Annotated in this window: 2 tRNA genes; both read left to right on the top strand. The window is 54.4% G+C overall.

Going from position 1 to position 226, the window contains the following annotated elements:
* The first annotated feature begins 31 nt into the window (after positions 1–31).
* Positions 32–107, top strand: a tRNA-Gly gene (locus A1830_RS20895).
* Positions 108–136: 29 nt separating this feature from the next.
* Positions 137–212: transfer RNA gene (locus tag A1830_RS20890), tRNA-Gly, on the top strand.
* The last annotated feature ends 14 nt before the right edge of the window (positions 213–226 follow it).

The raw sequence follows: 226 nt of genomic DNA, 5'->3' as shown, positions 1-226 counted from the left end.
CCCCGTACCAGGACAGATTTTGGTACCCAGAGCGGGAATAGCTCAGTTGGTAGAGCACGACCTTGCCAAGGTCGGGGTCGCGAGTTCGAGTCTCGTTTCCCGCTCCAGTTTTTTGCATTACGATACCAGCATTATTGCGGGAATAGCTCAGTTGGTAGAGCACGACCTTGCCAAGGTCGGGGTCGCGAGTTCGAGTCTCGTTTCCCGCTCCAGATTTTTGCATCAC

The sequence above is a fragment of the Erwinia sp. ErVv1 genome, assembly GCF_900068895.1.
Taxonomy (GTDB): domain Bacteria; phylum Pseudomonadota; class Gammaproteobacteria; order Enterobacterales; family Enterobacteriaceae; genus Erwinia.
The sequence above is the reverse complement of the archived record's forward strand: the minus strand, read 5'-3'. Positions and strand labels throughout refer to the sequence as shown.